The sequence below is a fragment of the Streptomyces antarcticus genome (genome assembly GCF_026627255.1).
Classification (GTDB): Bacteria; Actinomycetota; Actinomycetes; order Streptomycetales; family Streptomycetaceae; genus Streptomyces; species Streptomyces antarcticus.
Genome location: NZ_JAPNLM010000009.1, coordinates 1 through 19,293, shown reverse-complemented (window position 1 = coordinate 19,293; position 19,293 = coordinate 1). Strand labels below are relative to the sequence as shown.

Below are 19,293 nucleotides of genomic sequence, written 5' to 3'. Positions count from 1 at the left end.
CCGGGGCGCCTCACCGCCGTGTCAGGTCGCGGGTGAAGACGGCGACCGTGCGGGCCGGGGTGCTGAACTCCCCCGTCGCCGCGTCGTAGGAGGCCCGGCGGACCGTGGCGTCCAAACCGGCGGCCTGGACCGGGTGCAGGGCGTACGCGCCGCCCGCGAGGTCCGGGACGCGCGGGGACTGGTCGGCCGGGGTGGCGTTGAAGACCACCACCAGGTCTCCCAGGGTCATCGTGATCACGCCGGGGGTCTCGTCCTTGCCCGAGAGCGGGAAGGCCAGCTGCGCCTGGACCGCCTCCGGGGTGGTGAGGGCGAAGGCGCGTTCCGTCGTACGGATGCGCTGGAGGTCGCGGAAGGCCGCGGCGGCTCCGGTGATGTCGGCGCAGGTGGGGGCGGGCAGGGTCAGCAGGGGCTTGGCGTAGGTCCACTTGGAGGCGTTGTCGGCGGCCGGGGGCAGGCCGCGGCCGGAGCCGTTGCCGTCGCGGCAGTCCCAGTGGACGGCGTTGAACCAGTCGCCGCTGTCGTAGGAGTTGCGGTCCAGGGACTTGGAGCGGAGCAGGTCGGAGCCCGCCTGGGAGAGGGACGGTCCCTGCGAGAGGGTGGCCGTCGCCATGGCCAGGACCTGCATGCGGGCCTTGTCGGCGGGGCTGGTGGCGGGCGGGAGCTTGTAGGTCAGGGCGTCCGCGAGGGTCTCGTTGTCGTGGGCGTCGGCGTAGGCGAGGGCGTCGCCGGGGGCGGCCGCGTAGCCGGCCGGGGAGCCGTTGTAGTCCACTTCGGAGCCCTTGGTGCGGCGGCCGGAGGTGTCGGTGAAGGCGTACGAGGCGAGGTTCCCGGACAGGCCGACCTTGATCAGGTCCTGGGCGTGCAGCAGCCGGGCCTTCTGCTCGGCGGGGGTGCCGTTGGCCGGGGAGCCGTTCGGCTCGGTGAACAGGCCCGAGGCGAAGCCCTGCACGCGCGGGTCCTCGTCGAAGGGGCCGCCGCCGCGGACCGCGTCGCGGGCCCGGTCGGAGAAGGTGGCGATGCCGGTGCCGGCCATGTTCTTCTGGCTGGCCTGGACGAAGCGGGCGTCGTCGGCGACCTCGCCGAAGTTCCAGCCCTCCCCGTAGAGCACGATCTTCTTGCCGTCGACCCCGTCCTTGGCGGGGGTCAGGGCGTCCAGGGCGGCGCGGACGGCCAGGATGTTGGCCTTGGGGTGGTGCGCCATCAGGTCGAAGCGGAAGCCGTCGACCTTGTACTCCTTGGCCCAGGTGACGACCGAGTCGACGACCAGGCGGCCCATCATGGCGTTCTCGGGCGCGGTGTTGGAGCAGCAGGTGGAGTTGGCGACGCTGCCGTCGGGCAGCAGCCGCTGGTAGTAGCCGGGGACGACGCGGTCCAGGACCGACTTGTCGGACTGCCCGGAGGCGACGGTGTGGTTGTAGACCACGTCCATGACGGTGCGCAGCCCGGCCCCGTTCAGGGACTGGACCATCCTGCGGAACTCGGTGGTGCGGGCGGTGCCGTTCGGGTCGCCGGCGTAGCTGCCCTCGGGGACGGTGTAGTGCAGCGGGTCATAGCCCCAGTTGTAGGCGTCCTTGGCGGCCGCGGCGGCCACACAGGCCTGCTGCTGGTCGGAGTCGGGGGCGTAGACCTTCAGGTCGCAGGCCGGTTCGGTGCGGTCGGCCGGCTTCTCGGGGATGGTGCCGATGTCGAAGGCGGGCAGGAGGTGGACGTACGAGGTGCCGGAGGCGGCCAGGTCGCGCAGGTGGCGCATGCCGGCCGAGGCGGTGTCGGTGAAGGCCAGGTACTGGCCGGGGTGGGCGCTGGTGCGGTCCGCGACGGAGAAGTCGCGGACGTGCAGCTCCTGGATCTGGGCGTTGGTGAAGGGGACGGGCGCGGGCTTGCGCAGGTCCCGCCAGCCGGGCGGGGCGAGCTTCGGGTCGGCGAGGTCGACGGCCAGGCTGTGCGTCGAGTCGGCGGTCAGGGCGGTGGAGTACGGGTCGGTGACCAGGTTGCGGACCACCTGGCGGACGCTGGGCGCCCAGACGGTGACGGCGTAGCGGTAGGGCTTGCCGGTCCAGTTCCGCTCGCCGCGGACCGACCAGACGCCGGTGGCGTCGTCGCGGCGCATGGGAACCGTGCGGCCGTCGAGTTCGAGGGCGACCTCGCGGGCGGTCGGGGCCCAGACGGAGAGGGTGGGGCGGCCGTCCCTGAAGACGGGACCGAGGGCGGCGCCGGTCGCGTACAGGTCGTCCAGGACGCCGGCGAGCTGGACGCCGGTGGCGGCGAGGACGGCGCCGTTCGCGGCGCGGGCACTGGCGACGAGCTGGCCGCGCAGGGCCTCGCGGACCGTGTCGCGGTCGCGCGGGTCGACGGTGTACGCGGCGTACGCGGCCAGGTGCGGGAACTTCTGCTTCTGGGCGGCGGTGAGCTCGGACCGGGTCAGGCGCAGCCGTCGGGCCCCGGCTTCCTGGAGGGTGCCGTTCCGCGCGGTGACGCGGCCCTCGCGGGAGGCGAGGAGCTGGACGGACGCGGCGGCCGCCGGGGCGTTCCAGGCGAGGGTGTCGCGGTCGATCCAGATCGCCTCGGACTTGGTGAGGTCGACGGCGGCGGCGGAGCCGGCGGGCTGCGGCAGCAGGTACTTCTCGCGGCCGCCGAGCATCCAGACCTCGTGGCCGGTGGCCTTCAGGTCGAGGGACTGGTCGGTGGGGAGGTCCTTCTCGTCGCCCTTGTGGAGGATGTAGCTCAGGCTGGTGGCGCCGGCGGCGAGGGGGACCTCGTAGACCGCGCCGTAGGAGTCGGTGCGGACGGGCAGGAGCGGCTTCGACCAGTCGGTCGGGGTCGCGGCGCCGGTCCAGACGTGCAGGCCCCAGCCGTCGTAGGCGCCGTCGGGGCGGTGGTGGTGCAGGACGGCCTTCGTGGTGTCCTGCGGCGGCTGGGCGGGGCGCTCGGTGCGGGCGGGCTCCTTGCCCTGCTCCAGCCAGATCTCCCCGGTCTTCGTGACGTCGATGGTGCGGTCGGCGGCGACGTCCTTGTTGCCGTCCTTGTCGATGACGAGGTAGTTGACGGCGGAGGCGCCGGGCTTGAGCTTGACGTACGCGAAGGCGCCGTAGGCGTCGCGGCCGGTGAAGGGGTGGCCCTCGGGCCAGGGGGTCGTCTCGCCCTCGGCGACGTCGCCCCAGGCGTAGAGCCGCCAGTTCGTGTAGTCGCCGTCGGGCCGGTTGTAGTGGACGACGGCGTAGTCGCGCTGGGTCGCGGTCGGCACCTCGACGGGCGGGACCTGGCCGGCGACGGACGCGGCGAGTGCGCTCGCGGTGCGGCCGGCGGAGTCGGTGACGACCGCCTTGTAGCGCAGTGCGGTGCCGGGGGCGGCCTCGACGTGCTGGGTGACCTTGTACGGGGCGTGGTCGGCGGAGCCGAGGACCTGCCACTTCCCGGTGCCGGTCTGCGCGGCGAACACGACCCGGTTCAGGCCGCCGCCGGTGACGTCGGCGCTCAGCTCGACGGTGCCGGTCGCGCCGGGCGCGGGGGCCTTGAGGGTGAGGGAGGGCTTGACGGCGGGCCGGGCCAGGGGCGCGGCGGCCTGGAGGACGACCGAGCCGTAGGCGGGCACGGTGACGGCGAGCTTGCCGGCCGCGGAGGCGCGGACCGTGGCGGAGCCGCCGTACAGGGTGCGGTACGAGGCCCCGGCCGGGGCGTCGAGCTCGACGGTGCGGGGCTCGGCGGCGTTGTTCGCGGCGACCAGGTACTCGGTCCGGCTGCGGGGGTCGGTACGGGCGAAGGCGTACACGGAGCCGTCGGCCAGGCGCTCGCTCTGGATCCCGTCACGCAGCGCCGGGTGGGCCTTCGTCAGCTTCGAGAGCGCGCTGATCTGCCGGTACAGCGGGTGTCCCGGATCGTAGGCGGCGCTCGCGTGGGTGCGGTCGGTGCCCAGCTGGTCGTCGTCGAGGTAGTCGGCGACCTGCGAGGCGAAGAGCGGCTGCCGGGCGTCCTTGTCGCCGCCGGCGCCCGTGAAGCCCTGCTCGTCGCCGGAGTAGACGACCGGGTTGCCCCGGGAGAGGAACATCAGCTCGTTGGCGAGCCGGTAGCGGTCCAGGAGCTCCTGCTCCCCCGCCCCCGGCCGGTCCTGCTTCAGGAAGGTGCCGAAGCGGCCCATGTCGTGGTTGCCGAGGAAGGTGACCTGCTCGTAGGCGTTGGCCTTGTCGGTGGTGTACCGGTAGTCGTCGGCCAGTACGGAGCCCAGCCGGCCGGCGCCCGCGCCCTGGGAGGCGTACGCGCGGATCGCGTCCTGGAGGGGGAAGTCGAGGGTGGAGTCGAGGCGGCCGCGCGTCACGTACGGGGAGGTGACGGCGGTGTCGGCGGAGTACACCTCGCCGAACATGAAGAAGTCGTCGCGGCCGCGCTTGGCCGCGTAGGCGTCGAGGGCGGTCGCCCACTGCGTCCAGAAGCCGGTGTTGACGTGCTTGACCGTGTCGATGCGGAAGCCGTCGATGTCGAAGTCCCGGACCCACTTCTCGTAGATCTTCTCCATCCCCTCGACGACCTCGGGACGTTCGGTCCACAGGTCGTCGAGCCCGAAGAAGTCGCCCTGCTCGGAGGACTCACCGGCGAAGGTGGAGTCGCCCCGGTTGTGGTACATCCGCGGGTCGTTGAGCCAGGACGGCACCTTGAGGTTCTTCTTCGCGTCGGGCACGAAGGGCGTCCGCGGGAACGAGTCGGGTCCGGTCTTCGGGAACGTGCGCTTCCCGTCGGCGTAGTCGGCGTCGTCGAACGGCACCCCGTCCTCGGTGAGGTAGGGGAAGGCGCCCTTCGACAGGTAGGAGTAGGAGGCCTCCCGGTAGTCGACGACGTCGGCGGTGTGGTTGGTGATGACGTCGAAGAAGACCTTCATCCCCTTCCCGTGCGCCTTGTCGATGAGCCGCTCCAGGTCGGCGTTGGTCCCGAAGTGCGGATCGACCTGGGTGAAGTCGGTGATCCAGTAGCCGTGGTAGCCGGCCGAGACGTCGTCGCCCTTGCCCTGCACCGGCTGGTTCTTGAAGATCGGCGCGAGCCAGATGGCCGTGGTGCCGAGGTCCTTGACGTAGTCGAGCCGCTCCGTCAGCCCCTTGAGGTCGCCGCCCTGGTAGAAGCCCTTGTCCGTCGGGTCCAGGCCGGTCTGGAGCCGGGAGCCCGTCAGGCCGCCCCGGTCGTTGCGCGGGTCGCCGTTGGCGAAGCGGTCCGGGAGCACGAAGTAGAACTGCTCGCGGGTCAGGTCGTGCCGGGCGGGCTCGGCGGCCAGTTTCGCGTCCGAGGGCGGGGCCGGGGGCCGCGCCGGGGCGGCGGCGGCCGGGAGGGCGGGCAGGAGCGTCACGGCCAGCGCGGCGGCGAGGACTCCTGCGGCAGGGCGTATCAAGGCGTTTCTCCTTGTGTACGGGATGAGGGCCGCCCGGCCCGTGGCGGGGTCGGGTGGTGCCGGGCGGCCCTGGTCTGTGGGGCTTCGGTCAGCCGCGCCAGGTGTCGTTCAGCACGACCTTGCCGGTCGCGGGGACGGTGGCGGTGCGGTTGGCCCCGCTCTCCCAGGTGACGTTCCCGGCGGCGTCCTTGCGGACGTACTTGTACGCGAGGGCGGTCCCGGGCGGGAGCTGCACGTCGAGCTTCCAGACGGGGTAGGCCGCCGGGTCGAGCCGCAGAGCGCCGCCGGTGTTCCAGTTGCCGAGCTCGGCGCGGTCGCCGGTGACGTACACGCTCTGGCCGGGCACGGTCGTGGCGTTGACGGCGAAGGAGGCCCCGGCGCTGGCGGCGGGCGGCGGGGTGGTGCCGGAGCAGGTGCGGGCGTTCACGTGCAGGGCGACGGCGGTGCCGGCGCCGAGGGTCGCGGTGAACTGGCCGGAGCCGCCCACGGTGACGGCGCGGCCGCTCTGCACGTCGCAGTAGTCGCCGGCCGGCAGGGAGGTCTGGAAGGTGCGGGTCAGGGCCGCGCCCTCGTGGTTGATCGCCACGTACGCCTTGGAGCCGCGGCCGAAGGCGATCTGGTCGCCGCCGTTGTCCCACCAGTGGGTGACGGCCTGCCCGCGGGCGGCGTTGCGGAAGGCGACCATGGAGGAGACCTCCCGCCAGGCGTGCTGGCACTTCCAGCCGTCGGTGTAACAGGCGCTCACCGCGCCGCCGTTGGGGGGCCCGGCGTCCTTGTCGGTCCACTCGTAGCCGGAGTGCACGTCCGGGGAGCCGTAGGGCCAGGCCAGCATGAAGACGTTGGCGAGGGTGTAGGCGGAGCCGTTCTTGTAGCTGAGGGTGTCGCCGCCGCGCTCGGTGTCGTGGTTGTCGACGAAGACCCCGGACTGGCCGCCGGGCATGTACCCCCAGGCCTCGCCGAAGTTCTTCAGGTAGGCCAGGTTCTCGTTCTGGAACACCCGCTTCAGGTCACGGGCGTAGCGGAACTCCTGCACATCGCCGTTGCCCAGGTACTCGGCCGGTCCGACGGCCTCGCCCGCCCCGAAGATGGCCTCCTGCTTCCAGTAGGCCCCCGGGTTGGTCAGCCGGGACTTGATGTCGGCGAGGTCGGCGGCGGGCATGTGCTTGGCGGCGTCGATGCGGAAGCCGTCGACCCCGAGGGAGAGCAGGTCGTTCAGGTACCCGGCAATGCGGCCCCGTACGTACGCCTCGCCGGTGTCGAGGTCGGCCAGCTGGACCAGCTCGCAGTTCTGGACGTTGCCGCGGTCCTGGTAGTTCGAGATCGTCGCCCGGCAGTCGTCCATGTCGGAGCCGGAGTAGATGCCGGGGTAGCCGTACTTCGTGTACGAACTCCCGCCCGTTCCGGTGCCGTCGGCGGCGGCCATGTGGTTGATGACGGAGTCCGCGACGACCTTGACGCCCGCCGCGTGGCAGGTGTCGACCATCCGCTTGAAGGCGGTGCGGTCACCGAGCCGCCCGGCGATCTTGTAGCTGACGGGCTGGTACGAGGTCCACCACTGGGGGCCCTGGATGTGCTCCTGGGGAGGCGAGACCTGGACGAAGCCGTAGCCGGCCGGACCGAGGCTGTCGGTGCAGGCCGCGGCCACCGAGTCGAACTTCCACTCGAAGAGGACGGCGGTCACGTCGCGCTCCCCGGGGGCGGCGGCCGTGGCCGGGGCGGCGGGTGCGACGAGGGTGGCGGCCGCGACGGCCAGGACCGCGAGGGCGGCTCTGCGGTGGGGGGCTTGCGTACGGCGTCGGACGCGAGTGCGGGGCATGCGGGTGCCTCCTGGCGAAAGAGGTGGGGATGGCAGCGACCGTAGGGCGCACACCCACCCTCTGCAAGACTTTGCGCAAGAGATTGCAGAATTGTTTCCGGCGGGTAGCGCGCCGCGGCGAGGCGGCGCCACCGCGCCCGCGACCGGCCGCGTCGCCGCCGGGAGTTGTCGGCGGCGCCTGCGACCCTGCCGACATGGAGATGACCCTGCAACTGACCGTCGACTGCGCGGACCCGCGGCGCATGGTGGCCTTCTGGGCCGAAGCCCTGGGCTACACACCCGAACCGGCGCCCGGCGGGCACACCACCTGGCGCGCCTACTGGCAGGACCTGGGGGTGCCCCCGGAAGAGCTGCCCGACGGCTCCGGCGAGACCCCGGAGTCGATCGTCGACCCGGACGGCCGCAACCCGCGCATCTGGTTCCAGCAGGTCCCCGAGCCGAAGAACGGCAAGAACCGCCTCCACCTCGACCTGAAGGTCGGCGGCGGGCGCGACGTGGCCATCGGGGTCCGGATCGAGCGGGTCACCCGCAAGGTGACCCGCCTCACCGCGGCCGGCGCGACCGTCCTGCACATCATGGACGAGCCGGACATGCCGTACTACGCCGTCGTGCTCCAGGACCCCGAGGGCAACGAGTTCTGCGTCGTCTGAGCCGGTCCGCCCGCCGAACCACCCGCCGGAGCGGCCGCCGGCTCGGGGGCCTGGGCCGTCGAGCCGCGGACCACCAGCTCCGGCTGGAACACGTACTCCGTGCGCTCGACGGGGGTACCGCCCACCGCCTCCAGCAGCGCGCCCACGGCCGCCGTCGCCATGGCGCGCACCGGCTGGCGCACCGTCGTCAGCGGCGGATCCGTGAACGCGATCAGCGGCGAGTCGTCGAAGCCGACCACCGACACGTCCTCCGGCACCCGCAGCCCCCGCTCACGCGCCGCCCGCACCACCCCCAGGGCCATCATGTCGCTCGCGCACACCACACCCGTACAGCCCCGGTCCAGCAGGGCGTTGCCCGCGGCGTGACCGCCCTCGACGGTGAACAGCGTGCGCTGGACCAGGCCTTCGGCGTCCGCGCCCGGCAGCGCCGCCAGGAACCCCTGCTCCTTGCGCGCCGACGGCACGTACCGCGTCGGACCGATCGCCAGACCGATCCGCCGGTGCCCCAGATCCTCCAGGTGCCGTACCGCCATATCGGCCGCCGCCCGGTCGTCCGGCGACACGAAAGGCGCGCTGATCCGCTCGTTGAAACCGTTGACCAGCACGAACGGCACCCCCCGCGCCGCCAGCCGACGGTAGCGCGAGGGGTCGGCCGCCGAGTCCGCGTGGAGCCCCGACAGGAACACGATGCCCGTGACACCGCGCTCCTCCAGCTGCTCCACCAGTTCGTCCTCGGTGGCCCCGCCCGGCGTCTGCGTGCACAGCACCGGCGTGTACCCGTGCCCGGCCAGGGCCTGCTCGATGACCTGGGCGAACGCCGGGAAGATCGGGTTGGTCAGCTCCGGGATGAGCAGCCCGATCAGCCCGTTGCTCCGGCGCTTGAGCCGCACCGGCCGCTCGTAGCCCAGCAGGTCGAGCGCGGCCAGCACCTTGTGCCGGGTACCGGCCGCCACGCCCGACTTGCCGTTGAGCACGCGGCTCACCGTCGCCTCGCTGACCTCGGCCTGCGCGGCGATGTCGGTGAGCCTCAGCGGGGAGGTCACCCCAGCCACCACACCGCGCTGTCGCCCGGGAGCACGTCCGGGTCGCCCGGCGCGGCGCTGGCCAGCAGCACCGCACCCGGCGCGGGCAGCCGTACGGGCGCGCCCGTCGTGTTCACCGCGCACACGAACGCCCCGCGCCGGAACGCCAGGACGCCGGCCGGCGCCTCCAGCCACTCCACCGCGTCGCCCGCGCCCAGCTCGGCCCGCTCCCGGCGGATCCGCAGCGCCGCCCGGTACAGCTCCAGCGTGGACGCCGGGTCCCCGGTCTGCGCCTCGACGCTCAGGCCCGCCCACTCGGCCGGCTGCGGCAGCCAGCTGCCGCCGTCGCCGAAGCCGTACGGGGCCTGCGTGCCGGACCACGGGATCGGCACCCGGCAGCCGTCACGGAGCCCGTCCTGCCCGTTCGCCTTGAAGAACGACGGGTCCTGGCGCACCTCGTCGGGCAGGTCGAGGACCTCGGGCAGCCCCAGCTCCTCGCCCTGATACACGTACGCCGACCCGGGCAGCGCCAGCATCAGCAGAGCGGCCGCCCGCGCCCGCGCCAGACCCCGCTCCCCGCCCCCGTACCGCGTCACGTGCCGCACCACGTCGTGGTTGGACAGCACCCACGTCGTCGGAGCACCCACCGGCCGCATCGCGTCGAGCGAGTCGTCGATGGCAGCGCGCAGCGCCTCCGCGTCCCAACCGGTGTTCAGGTAGTGGAAGTTGAAGGCCTGGTGCAGCTCGTCGGGGCGCAGGTAGAGCGCCGTGCGGTCGGCACTGGGCGTCCACGCCTCGGCGACGCCGATGCGGTCACCGGCGTACTCGTCCAGGACGGTCCGCCAGGAGCGGTAGATCTCGTGGACGCCGTCCTGGTCGAAGAAGGGCAGCACCTGGTTGCCGAGCAGCTTGAGCTGCTCGTCGCGGCCGAGGTCGGGCAGGCCGGGGGCCTTGACCAGGCCGTGGGCGACGTCGATGCGGAAGCCGTCGGTGCCCAGGTCCAGCCAGAACCGCAGGATGGACCGGAACTCGTCCTGGACCGCGGGGTGTTCCCAGTTGAAGTCGGGCTGCTCGGGGGCGAAGAGGTGCAGGTACCACTCCCCGTCCGCGACCCGCGTCCAGGCGGGCCCGCCGAAGATGGACTCCCAGTCGTTGGGGGGCTCGGAGCCGTCGGCGCCCTGCCCCGGGCGGAAGTGGAACCGCTCGCGCAGCGGGGTGCCGGGGCCCTCGCGCAGCGCCTGCTTGAACCATTCGTGCTGGTCGGAGCAGTGGTTGGGAACGAGGTCGACGATGATCCGCAGGCCCAGTGCGTGCGCCTCGCGGATCACGGCGTCGGCGTCGTGCAGGGTGCCGAACATCGGGTCGATGGCCCGGTAGTCGGCGACGTCGTAGCCCGCGTCGGCCTGCGGGGAGGCGTAGAACGGGCTGAGCCACACGGCGTCGACGCCGAGGTCCCTGAGGTAGGGCAGGCGGCGGCGGATGCCTTCGAGGTCCCCCATGCCGTCCCCGTTGGAGTCGGCGAAGCTGCGCGGATAGACCTGGTAGATCACCGCTTCTCTCCACCATCCGGGCAGGGTGCCGGAAGAGGTGGGAAGTGCGTCGGCGAGGTGCTGGGTCATGTCGTCCTTGAAGAGATCGGGCCGGTGATGCGGGGGCAGGCGGGTGGTCAGCCCTTGGTGGCGCCTGCCGTCATCCCGGCGACGAGGTGACGCTGGGCGAAGACGAAGAAGATCGCCGCGGGGATCGCGATGAGGACCGAAGCGGCGCTCATCGCACCCCAGTTGGAGGTGTACTGCGTGACGAAGGTCTGCAGTCCGCCGGCCAGGGTGAGGTTCTCCTCGCCGACCATGAAGGCGGAGGCGTACGCGACCTCGCCCCAGGCGGTGATGAAGGCGTAGAAGCCGGTGACGGCGAGGCCGGGCTTGGCCAGCGGCAGGATCAGCCGCCAGAAGGTGCCGAAGGGGTTGAGCCCGTCGACGCGCCCGGACTCGTCGATCTCGATCGGGATCGTGTCGAAGAAGCCCTTCATCATCCAGGCGCAGAACGGCACGGCGATGGTGAGGTAGGTGATGATCAGGCCGACGGGCTGGTTGAGCAGCCCGAGGTCGCCCATCAGGTTGTAGAGCGGGACGATCAGGATGGCCATCGGGAACATCTGCGTGATGAGCAGGGTCCACATCAGCGGCTTCATTCCGGGGAACTTGAAGCGGCTGACCGCGTAGCCGGTCGTGGCGGCGATGAACACGCCGAGGACCGTGGTGACGCCGGCGACCAGGACGGAGTTCGCGAACCAGCTGAGGAAGTGGCTCGACTCCAGCAGGTACGTGTAGTTGCCGAGGGTCGGCTCCTTCACGAAGTCCGTGGTGATCGCGTGCTGCGCCGGCTTGAGCGAGGTCAGCAGGATCCACAGCACCGGGAACACGGCGACGACGGACGCGACGAGCAGCGTCGCGTGGAGGCCGACGGAGGCGAGCGGGGCGCGGCGGCCCCGAGTGCGGGTGGTCATGGTCACCACACCTCTCCCTGCTTGCGCAGCGAGCGCCGGTAGACCAGCGCGAAGATCATGAGCAGGGCCAGGATCAGCACGCCCCACGTCGCGGAGGCGGCGAAGTCGCGCGGGCTGGTGATGAAGGCCTCGCGGAAGGCCTGGGTGACCAGGATCTCGGTGGAGTCGCCCGGTCCGCCCCGGGTGAGCAGGAAGATCACCGGGAACATGTTGAAGGTCCAGATGGTGGAGAGCAGGATCACCGTCATGCTCACCGCGCGCAGGCCGGGCAGGGTGATGTGGCGGAACCGCTGCCAGGCGCTGGCACCGTCCATCTCGGCGGCCTCGTAGAGCTCGCCGGGGATGGACTGCAGCCCGCCGAGCAGGGCGACCATCATGAAGGGGACACCGAGCCAGACGTTGACGGTGATGACCGCGAACTTGGCCCAGGTCGGGTCGTCGAGCCACGGGACGGCGGAGATGCCGCCGCCGTCGAGGATCTTGTTGAGGATGCCGTTGTCGCGGTTGAAGAGGAACCGCCAGGCGAAGACGGAGACGAAACCGGGAACGGCCCAGGGCAGGATGAGCGCCATCCGGTAGGCGGCGCGGCCCTTGAAGTCCCGGTTGAGCATGTTGGCCAGGGCCAGGCCGAGCGTGAAGGTGATGGACACGCAGGCGACGGTCCACACCACCGTCCACGCCAGCCGCTGCAGGAACACCGGGTCGCTGAGCACGGCCGCGTAGTTGTCGAGCCCGACGAACTCGTACGTGGCCTCGATGTGGCGGACGCCGATCGTACGGGAGACGTTGCGCTCGTTGGCGTCGGTCAGCGACAGGTAGACACCGCGGACCAGCGGCCAGCCGATGATCACGCCGAGCACGAGCACCACCGGGGTGACCATCGCCCAGGCGTACCAGTGGGTGGCGAGGGCGCGCCGCAGCCCGCCCCGGCCGCCGGTCCTGTTCCCGCCGGTCCTGTTCCCGCTGCCAGTCCTGCGGCTCAGGCCGCGGGCGACGTCGCCGTGCTCGACGTCGTCACCCGCGGCCTTCGCCACCGACTGGCTGGTGTGAGCAGCCATGTTTCGCTACTTCCAACCCTTGAGGATCTTGCGGAACTCGGCGCCGGCCGTCTTGGCCGCTTCCTCCGGGGTCGAGGCCCCGGTGATCGCCTTGGTGTACTCGACCTTCAGCGGCTCGAAGAGGGAGCCGTTCTCCGGGATCCAGGCGCGCTCGACGGCCTTGTCGACGGCCGGCTTGAAGAACTGGACCATCTCGCTGCCCTTGACGTCCGGCTGCTCGTAGGCAGCCGTGCGGGTGGGGAGCAGGCTCAGCTCCTTGGCGGACTGGACCTGGACCTCCTGGGAGGTCATGTACGCCACGAAGGCGTGCGCGGCGGCGGTGTTCTTGGAGCCGGCGTAGACCGCGAGGTCGTGGCCGCCCTGCGGGGAGCCCGCCTTGACCGAGCCGGCCGGGACCGGGGCGACGCCGAGGTTGGCCTTGTCCTTGAACTGGTCGCCCGCGTAGGTGTCGGCGACGGCCCAGGGGCCGTTGATCATCATCGCGGCCTCCCCGGACTTGAAGGCGGTCTGCATGTTCGTCCAGCCGTCGGTGGCGTTGGTGAGCGCCGCCCCGGAGGAGACCAGGTCGCGTGCGGCCTTGAACGCCTTGACGCCCGCCGCGTTGTCGACGGTGACCGTCTTGTTCTTGGCGTCGACCAGGTCGCCGCCCTCGCCGTAGATCAGCGGGAGGAACCAGTAGGAGTCGTCGCCGCGCAGGTAGAGGCCGGCCTTGCCGGTCTTGGCCTTGATGGCGGCGGCGGCGGTCTTGACCTCCTCCAGCGTGGTGGGGGGCTGGACGCCGGCGTCGGCGAGCATCTTCTTGTTGTAGAAGAGGCCGAGGGTGTCGATGACCTGCGGCACCGCGTAGGTCTTGCCCTCGTACTTGCCGCTGGCGGCGGCGGCCGGCAGGAACTCGGCGTCGACCTTCTTGACGGTCTCGGCCGGGACCTCGTCCAGGTACTGGAGGGAGGCGAAGTCGGCGACCCAGCCGACGTCGGCGCGGATCACGTCGGGGGCGTCGGAGCCGCTGCTGAAAGCGTTCTTGACCTTGTTCTGCGCGTCGCCGTAAGGGACGTTGACGTACTTGACGGTGACCTTGGGGTGCTTCGCCGTGAACGCCTCGGCGATCTTCTGGAAGCTGGCCTTCTCGGCGTCGTTCGAGGTGTCCCACCACGTGACCGTGCCGGAGAGCTCCCCGCCCGCGTTGTCGCCGGCCGCATCCTTGCCGTCCGACGCGTCCCCGCCGCAAGCCGTCGCCGCGAGTGCCAGGGCCGCGACCAGCGCGGTGGCCGCTATGCCACGCCGCATATGAACTCCTTCGATGATCCCGGCCGCGTCCTCGCGGTCCCGAGTTGCCAGGAACGTAACAAGCCCGCAAGAAGTCCGAAAGAGCTTGCGGAAATTTTCTGCAAGACGAGCTGATCGTTACATCCGTGTGTCCGTACGGTTGCCGCAGCTTGCTGTTAGTTCGAGTCACCTTCGACCCCTCAGGCCCGCAACCAGGGGGCACGTGTACGCGTTGACCCCGATATGACCCACGAGTTGACGGCCGTCCAGCTTGCAAGCGCTTCCAGCAATGCCGACGCGCGGGGCGGCTGGTGGCGCGATGCCGTCATCTACCAGGTGTACGTGCGGTCCTTCGCGGACAGCGGCGGCGACGGCGTCGGGGACCTGCGCGGGGTGCGCGAGCGCCTCCCGCACCTGGCCCGGCTCGGGGTCGACGCCGTGTGGCTCACTCCCTTCTACGTCTCCCCCCAGGCCGACGGCGGCTACGACGTCGCCGACTACCGGGGCGTCGACCCGCTCTTCGGGGACCTCGCCGACGCCGACGACCTCGTCCGGGGCGCGCACGCGCTGGGGCTGCGGGTCATCGTGGACGTGGTGCCGAACCACACCTCCGCGGAGCACCCGTGGTTCCGGGCCGCCCTCGCCGGGGACCGGGCCGCCCGCGCCCGGTACCTGTTCCGCCCGGGGCGCGGCGCGGACGGTGCGGAGCCCCCGAACGACTGGGAGTCGGTCTTCGGCGGGCCCGCCTGGACCCGGGTCGCGGACGGGGAGTGGTACCTGCACCTCTTCGCGCCCGAGCAGCCGGACCTGGACTGGGCGCATCCGGAGGTCCCGGCGGAGTTCTCCTCCGTCCTGCGGTTCTGGCTCGACCTGGGGGTCGACGGGTTCCGCGTGGACGTCGCCCACGGCATGGTGAAGGCCCCCGGTCTGCCGGACATCGGCCGCGGCGCCCAGGCCACCCTGATCGGCACCGAGCCGCTCCCCTTCTTCGACCAGGACGGGGTCCACGAGATCCACCGTTCATGGCGCAGGCTCCTGGACTCCTACGGGGGCGACCGGATCGGGGTCGCCGAGGCGTGGGCCCCGACGTCCGAGCGGCTCGCGCTGTACGTCCGGCCCGACGAGCTGCACCAGGCCTTCAACTTCCGCTTCCTGAACTGTCCGTGGGACACCACCGCGATGCGCACCGTCATCGACGAGTCCCTGGCGGCCACCGCCTCGGTGGGTGCTCCGACGACGTGGGTGCTGTCCAACCACGACGTGGTGCGGCACGTGACGCGGTACGGGGGCGGGGAGCGGGGTCTGGCGCGGGCGCGGGCGGCCGCTCTGCTGATGCTGGCGCTGCCCGGGTCGGCGTACGTGTACCAGGGCGAGGAGCTGGGGCTGCCCGAGGTCCTCGACCTGCCCGACGCGGCCCGCCGGGATCCGGCGTTCCACCGGGGTGCCGGGCAGGACGGGCTCCGTGACGGCTGCCGGGTGCCGATCCCGTGGTCCGGTACGGAGCCCCCGTACGGCTTCGGGCCTGCCGGGAGCTGGCTGCCGCAGCCCGCCGGCTGGGGCGGGCTCAGCGTCGCGGCCCAGACCGGCGACCCGCACTCCACGCTGGAGCTGTACCGCGCCGCGCTGGAGCTGCGCCGGGCGCTGCCGGGTCTGGGGGCGCCGGGGGGCGGACGGTCCGGGGCGGCCGGTGACTCCGGTGACTCCGGTGACTGGGAGGGTCCGGCCACCGGGATGCGGTGGCTGTCCGCGCCCGAGGGGGTCCTCCTCTTCACCCGGCCCGACTTCGCCTGCACCCTCAACAGCCGGCCCGTTCCGGTCGAGCTCCCGGCGCCGGGGCGTCCCGTGCTCTCCAGCTCTCCGGTGTGTACGGACAGCCGTACGGTGGTGCTGCCCCCGGACTCGTGCACTTGGTGGGCAATGTGACGTGCGACCGGTACAGTCCAATCCCGTGACCGCACGGCTAGCCGACATCGCAGCCCAGGCGGGGGTCAGCGAAGCCACAGTCAGCCGGGTGCTCAACGGCAAGCCCGGTGTGGCCGCAGGCACCCGCGAGTCCGTGCTGGCCGCGCTCGACGTCCTGGGCTACGAACGGCCCGTACGGCTGCGCCAGCGCAGCGCGGGGCTCGTCGGTCTGATAACTCCGGAGCTGGACAACCCCATCTTTCCGGCGCTCGCCCAGGTCATCGGGCAGGCGCTGACGCGGCAGGGGTACACGCCGGTGCTGGCCACGCAGACGCCCGGCGGGTCCACCGAGGACGAGCTGACCGAGATGCTGGTGGACCGCGGGGTCTCGGGGATCATCTTCGTCTCGGGGCTGCACGCCGACACCACGGCCGACATGGGCCGGTACGACCAGCTTCGCGGGCAGGGCGTCCCGTACGTCCTCATCAACGGGTTCTCCGACAAGGTGCGGGCCCCCTTCGTGTCGCCGGACGACCGGGCGGCGATGCATCTGGCGGTGACGCACCTGGCCGCTCTGGGGCACACCCGGATCGGGCTGGCGGTCGGGCCGAAGCGGTTCGTGCCGGTGCTCCGCAAGATCGAGGGCTTCCGGCTCGCGATGAAGGAGCGCCTCGGGCTCGAGGAGGCGGAGGTCGAGGAGCTGGTGCAGCACTCCCTCTACACGCTGGAGGGCGGCCAGGCCGCCGCGACCGCGCTGATCTCCCGCGGCTGCACGGCGGTGGTGTGCGCGAGCGACATGATGGCGCTCGGTGCGATCCGGGCGGCCCGGCAGCAGGGGCTGCGGGTGCCGCAGGACGTCTCGGTGGTCGGGTTCGACGACTCCCCCCTCATAGCGTTCACCGATCCGCCGCTGACCACGATCCGGCAGCCCGTGCTGGCGATGGGGCAGGCGGCGGTGCGGACGCTGCTGGAGGAGATCGGCGGTACGCCGGCCCCGCACAGCGAGTTCGTCTTCCTTCCGGAACTGGTGGTGCGCGGTTCCACGGCCTCGGGTCCGGGCCAGCACCGCAGGCCGTAGGGTCGTCGTAGTCCCCAGGGCGGACCGGTGACCGCGAAGAACGTCCCGAGGGATGATCGGAGCCCAGATCGCATCTGGCAGACTCTGGCCCATGGGTGAAGCGAGCGTGACGACACTGGAAACCCGGACGGACGTCCCGGCGCCCAGCGCTGCCGGGGGCCAGGCTCCTCCGGTTCCCGAGCGCACCCTGCTGGAGCGGTTGCGGAGCCCGCGCCACCCCCGGATCTGGTTCGAGATCCTGCTCATCGCGATCAGCTACTGGACCTACTCGCTGATCCGCAACGCCGTTCCCGAGCAGAAGGCGGCGGCCCTGGCCAACGCCGACTGGATCTGGAACGTCGAGCGCGATCTCGGCATCGCCGTGGAGCAGTCCGTCAACCACGCCGTGAACTCGGTGACGTGGCTGATCGTGGGCATGAACTACTACTACGCGACGCTGCACTTCGTGGTGACCATCGGTGTGCTGGTGTGGATCTACCGCTTCCATCCCGGGCGTTACGCGGCCACCCGCATGGTCCTCTTCGCCACCACGGGCGTGGCCCTGGTCGGCTACTTCTTCTACCCGCTCGCGCCTCCCCGGCTGATGAACGGGCAGGACTTCATCGACACCGTGCTGGTCCACCACACCTGGGGCTCGATGGCCTCGGGGGACCTCAAGCACATGTCGAACCAGTACGCGGCGATGCCGTCCATGCACATAGGGTGGTCGCTCTGGTGCGGGCTGACGATCTTCGCGGTCGCGTCCGCCCCCTGGGCCCGGATCCTGGGCCTGCTCTACCCGACGGCGACCCTCGTCGTGATCGTGGCCACCGCCAACCACTTCTGGCTGGACGCCGTGGGCGGCCTGCTCTGCCTGGCCTTCGGCTACGCCGTCTCCCGGTCCTGGTACGGCGCCCTGCCGCACCGGCTGCCCCGCCACCCCGAGCACACCGACCGGCACCCGGCGGCGGCGGCGCTGCTGAACCGGTTCGGGCGCGCTTAGGCCCTGCCGGCCGGCCCCTTCCCGGTCACACCTCCGCTCCGCGGTGGGTGGTCCGGCCCCCGGACATGGTGAGGCGTACGGGGGCCTCGGCCAGTTCGTCCACCCCGGCGGTGACCGGGTCGAGGGCGAAGGCCGTCAGGTCGGCCCGGTAGCCGGGCGCGATCCGGCCCGCCACCCGCTGTTCCCCCGCCGCGAGCGCGGCGTGCGAGGTCAGTCCCTCCAGCGCCATGAGCCCGGTCAGGGCGGGGCCCGCGGCGGCCGCGCCGAGGGGGCTGCGGGCGGTCACCAGGATCTGGCGGGCGTCGTAGTGGGCGATGGGCCAGTCCGAGCCGAGCGCGAGGACCGCCCCGGCGTCCCGCAGGTCCCGGCAGCGCCAGGCGTGCGAGGCCCGCTCCTCCCCCAGCCGCTTCGACCACTCGTCGGTGTGGTCGGCCCGGGTGTACGCGGTGTGCGGCGGCTGCATGGAGGCGATCACGCCGAGTTCCGCGAACCGGGCCAACTGGTCGTCGGGGACGGTCTCGATGTGCTCGATCCGGTGCCGCGTCCGGGCCGGTGCGCCCAGGGCGGCCACGGTGTCCAGGACGTGCCGGACGGCGGCGTCGCCGATGGCGTGGGTCGCGGTGCGGACGCCGGCGGCGTCCAGGACCCGTACGGCGCGGGCGTAGGCCTCGGGGTCGGGCCAGAAGGCTTCGGTGCCCTGGCCGTGGCAGTCGGCGTGATCGAGCCAGGCGGTGCCGCCCTCGACGGTGCCGTCCATGAAGAACTTCACGCCGCCGATGCGCCAGTGGCGGCCCGCGGTGCCCTGGAGGGCGATGAGTTCCGCGAGGTCGGCGTCGTCCGCGCCGGGCATGCACCAGGGGGCCAGGTTGAGGCGGAGCGGCAGGTCGCCCTCGTACTCGACGGTGGCGAGGAGGGCCGGTACGTCGCCGTCGCCGAGGTCCATGACGTGCGCGCCGGTGAGGCCGGTGGCGGCCATGGAGCCGAGCAGCTCGACGAGCCGGGTCCGGCGCTCGCCGTACGAGGGCTTGGGGACGAGGTTGCCGACGAGGGCCATCGCGGCGTGCTCGACGAGGTGGCCGGTGGGGCGGCCGTCGGCGTCGCAGACGATCTCGGAGCGCTGGGCGAAGGTGCGGGGGCCGGTGATCCCGGCGGCGGCCAGGGCGGCGCCGGAGACGAGGGCGGAGTGGCCGTCGTAGAGGCGCAGGAAGGCGGGGGCCCCGGCGAGGGCGTCCTCGATCAGCGCCCGGTCGACGGGGAGCCCGCCGAAGGCGTTGTGGTCGAGCCCGTGGCCGGTGACCCAGCCGCCGGGGCCCCGGCCGGCGGTGCGCAGGGCGGCCCGCAGCTGGTCGGGGTCGCGGACGGCGGAGAGATCGGTGCCCTCCGCCATCTCGATGCCCCAGACGGGGTGGCTGTGGGCGTCGGTGAGGCCGGGGGTGAGAGTGGCGCCGCCGAGGTCGATCACCTCGGTGGCGGGCCCGAGCCAGTCGCGTACGTCCGCCTCGTCGCCGACGGCCGTGATCTCGCCGCCGCGGACGGCTACCGCGCGGGCTTCGGGGCGGTCGGGGTCGAGGGTGCGGACGCGGGCTCCGGTGAGGACGGTGTCGGCAGCGGGCACGGCGTTTCTTCTCCTTGGGCGGGGGCGGCG

General features: G+C 72.2%; 12 protein-coding genes. 4 read left to right on the top strand and 8 right to left on the bottom strand.

Features of this window, described 5'->3' with window-relative positions; translation table 11 throughout:
* Positions 1–10: 10 nt before the first annotated feature.
* Positions 11–5,368 (bottom strand): pullulanase-type alpha-1,6-glucosidase, encoded by a 5,358-nt coding sequence (pulA, locus tag OTB16_RS15600; RefSeq protein ID WP_267720780.1) that lies wholly within the window; start codon positions 5,366–5,368, stop codon positions 11–13.
* 88 nt (positions 5,369–5,456) lie between these two features.
* Positions 5,457–7,184 (bottom strand): carbohydrate-binding module family 20 domain-containing protein, encoded by a 1,728-nt coding sequence (locus OTB16_RS15595; RefSeq protein WP_267720779.1) that lies wholly within the window; start codon positions 7,182–7,184, stop codon positions 5,457–5,459.
* A gap of 194 nt (positions 7,185–7,378) precedes the next feature.
* Between OTB16_RS15595 and OTB16_RS15590 the strand changes: the two genes are divergently transcribed.
* Positions 7,379–7,834, top strand: a complete 456-nt coding sequence (locus tag OTB16_RS15590; protein ID WP_267720778.1) for a VOC family protein — start codon at positions 7,379–7,381, stop codon at positions 7,832–7,834.
* Here the strand turns inward: OTB16_RS15590 and OTB16_RS15585 are convergent.
* The 5 genes from OTB16_RS15585 to OTB16_RS15565 are packed head-to-tail and all read right to left on the bottom strand — an operon-like array spanning position 7,783 to position 13,707.
* Positions 7,783–8,886 (bottom strand): LacI family DNA-binding transcriptional regulator, encoded by a 1,104-nt coding sequence (locus OTB16_RS15585; RefSeq protein ID WP_267720777.1) that lies wholly within the window; start codon positions 8,884–8,886, stop codon positions 7,783–7,785. The two genes, OTB16_RS15590 and OTB16_RS15585, sit on opposite strands and share 52 nt — an antisense overlap.
* Positions 8,874–10,475 carry a glycoside hydrolase family 13 protein gene (locus OTB16_RS15580; protein ID WP_267720776.1) on the bottom strand — a complete coding sequence of 534 codons (1,602 nt, stop codon included), beginning with the start codon at positions 10,473–10,475 and terminating at the stop codon, positions 8,874–8,876. The genes OTB16_RS15585 and OTB16_RS15580 overlap by 13 nt, the downstream gene beginning before the upstream one ends.
* A gap of 47 nt (positions 10,476–10,522) precedes the next feature.
* The gene (locus OTB16_RS15575) at positions 10,523–11,362 is read right to left on the bottom strand and encodes a sugar ABC transporter permease (RefSeq protein WP_267720775.1); all 840 of its coding nucleotides are present in this window, start codon (positions 11,360–11,362) and stop codon (positions 10,523–10,525) included.
* Between the two features lie 2 nt (positions 11,363–11,364).
* A complete protein-coding gene (locus tag OTB16_RS15570) occupies positions 11,365–12,420 on the bottom strand; it encodes a carbohydrate ABC transporter permease (RefSeq protein WP_267720774.1) in 1,056 nt (351 codons plus the stop codon).
* A gap of 6 nt (positions 12,421–12,426) precedes the next feature.
* Entirely contained in the window at positions 12,427–13,707 is a 1,281-nt protein-coding gene (locus tag OTB16_RS15565) for an extracellular solute-binding protein (RefSeq protein WP_267720773.1), read from the bottom strand.
* 222 nt (positions 13,708–13,929) lie between these two features.
* Between OTB16_RS15565 and OTB16_RS15560 the strand changes: the two genes are divergently transcribed.
* The 3 genes from OTB16_RS15560 to OTB16_RS15550 all read left to right on the top strand — a co-directional run bounded on the left by OTB16_RS15560 (position 13,930) and on the right by OTB16_RS15550 (position 17,648).
* Positions 13,930–15,609 (top strand): glycoside hydrolase family 13 protein, encoded by a 1,680-nt coding sequence (locus tag OTB16_RS15560; RefSeq protein ID WP_267720772.1) that lies wholly within the window; start codon positions 13,930–13,932, stop codon positions 15,607–15,609.
* Between the two features lie 25 nt (positions 15,610–15,634).
* Positions 15,635–16,666, top strand: coding sequence for a LacI family DNA-binding transcriptional regulator (locus tag OTB16_RS15555; protein WP_267720771.1), 1,032 nt, complete (start codon positions 15,635–15,637; stop codon positions 16,664–16,666).
* Between the two features lie 91 nt (positions 16,667–16,757).
* Entirely contained in the window at positions 16,758–17,648 is an 891-nt protein-coding gene (locus tag OTB16_RS15550; RefSeq protein ID WP_267720770.1) for a phosphatase PAP2 family protein, read from the top strand.
* Positions 17,649–17,673: 25 nt separating this feature from the next.
* Here OTB16_RS15550 and OTB16_RS15545 read toward each other — a convergent pair whose 3' ends face one another.
* Positions 17,674–19,263, bottom strand: a complete 1,590-nt coding sequence (locus tag OTB16_RS15545; protein WP_267720769.1) for an amidohydrolase — start codon at positions 19,261–19,263, stop codon at positions 17,674–17,676.
* Positions 19,264–19,293 lie beyond the last annotated feature (30 nt).